This window comes from Pelomonas sp. BJYL3, from assembly GCF_027257975.1.
In the GTDB taxonomy this organism is placed as follows: Bacteria; Pseudomonadota; Gammaproteobacteria; order Burkholderiales; family Burkholderiaceae_C; genus Roseateles_B; species Roseateles_B flavus.
This window is the reverse complement of sequence record NZ_JANZKX010000024.1, coordinates 1-1,975: the sequence shown is the minus strand read 5'-3', so window position 1 is coordinate 1,975 and position 1,975 is coordinate 1. Positions and strand designations below refer to the sequence as shown.

The 1,975-nt window shown below is 68.8% G+C and carries 1 protein-coding gene; it reads right to left on the bottom strand.

What is annotated here, in order from left to right; genetic code table 11:
• Positions 1 to 1,975 (bottom strand): condensation domain-containing protein (locus tag O9Y01_RS23120; protein WP_269634008.1); only part of this gene is annotated, 1,975 nt, incomplete at both ends.

Genomic DNA, 1,975 nt, shown 5'->3' with positions numbered 1-1,975 from the left:
CGCCTCCTGCGTCTGGTTCCAGCCTCGCAGCACCTGCTCGCGCTCCGCCGCAGGCAGTATGGGCAGCCGGCCCACCGCCATCTGTTCGTCGGCCACCATGGCCTCCAGCAGGCGCTGCCAGTAACCCAGGAAGCGCTCGACAGTGCGGCGCTCGAACAGGGCGGTGGCGTACTCCAGCGAACCGACGAGCTCGTCCTCCTGCTCCTGCATGCTCAACGTCAGGTCGAACATGGCCGTCTTCTGCGCCACATCGACGCTGGAGACCGTCAGGCCCGGAAGATTCAGCTCCCCAGGCGGCGTGTTCTGCCAAGCCAGCATGTGCTGGAACAGGGGAGGATGGGAAAGGCTACGGGCCGGCTGGACCCGTTCCACGACTTGCTCGAAGGGAAGATCCTGATGCTCCTGCGCTGCCAGAACCTGGGCCCGGGTCCTGGCCAGCAGCTCGGCGACCGAAGGCTCACCGCCCAGATTGACGCGCAAGGCCAGGGTGTTGACGAAGCAGCCGATCAGCGGCTCGACCTCCAGACGCTGGCGTCCGGCCACAGGGCTCCCCACCACCACATCATCCTGCCCGGCAAGGCGACCCAGCAGCATGGCCCAGCTGGCCAGTGCCGTCATGTACAGCGTGACACCGTGGCGCTGGCTGAGCGCCCTGAGACCGGCCACCAGGCGCGCGTCAAGCCGCACCTCAATCGAATCGCCCCGGTAGTCCTGCCGTTCGGGACGGGAACGATCCGAGGGCAGTTCCAGCAGCGTGGGCGCACCGGCCAGCGTCCGCTGCCAGTACTGTCCCTGGGCTTCCAGCCTGGCGCCCGACAGCATCCGGCGCTGCCAGCTGGCAAAGTCGGCGTACTGGATGACCAGGGGAGGCAGCGGATTCTGTCCGCCTTCCAGCTCCGCCTTGTAGAAGGCCCTGAGCTCCCCGAGCAGGACGGCAATCGACCAACCGTCAGCAGCCACATGGTGCATCACCAGCTGCAGCAAATGGTCCTGCTCGCCCACGCGCGCCAGCAGCAGGCGCAAAGGCGCGCCCTGCGCCAGATCGAAAGGCTGCGCGGCATGGGCTTCGAGCACGCCGGAATCGACGGAGCCCTGCAGGTCCACCTCGCTCCATTGCGGCTCTGCCGTGGAGGCGATGATCTGGCAGGCCTGGCCCTCCACGACGCGGTAGTGCGTGCGCAGGGTCTCGTGGCGAGCCACGATGCGCCGCACGGCGCGCCGCAGAGCGTCGATGTCCAGCCGTCCTGTCAGGCGCACGGCGCCGCTGATGTGATACGCGCCGGCGGCGCCCTCCATCTGGGCAAGGAACCAGAGCCGCTGCTGTGCCAGCGACAGCGGCAGCTCGCCCTGGCGGCTCACCGGCTGCAGGGGCGGATCCTGCGTGTCCGGTCCGAGCAGCACCTGCTGCGCCATCTCGCACAGCACCGGTTGCTCGAACATGGCATTCAGGGGCAGCTCGGCGCCACAGGCCTCCCGCAGCCGCGATGCCAGTTGCACGGCCAGCAGCGAATGCCCGCCCAATTCGAAGAAGTTGTCATGGCGACCCACGCGCTCGATCTGCAGCAGCTCGGCCCAGATGGCCGCCAGCGTGGCTTCCACCTCGCCCTGCGGCGCCTCGTAGGCACGCCGGCTCCAGGCCTGCTCGTCCGGCGCCGGCAGCGCCTTGCGGTCCAGCTTGCCGTTGGGCGTCAGCGGCAGCGCGCTCAGCTGCACATAGGCCGCCGGCACCATGTAGCTGGGCAGCGTGGCCTGGGCCTGCGCCCGCAGCTGCTCAGCAGTGGCATGGCCGGTGTAGTAGGTCACCAGGCGCTTGTCACCGGGCTGGTCCTCGCGGGCCAGCACCACCACGTCACCGGCTTCCTCCGCACCCAGCGCGGCCAGCTTGGCCTCGATCTCTCCCAGCTCGATCCGGAAGCCCCGGATCTTCACCTGGAAGTCATTGCGCCCCAGGTACTCGATGGTCCCGTCCGCCAGC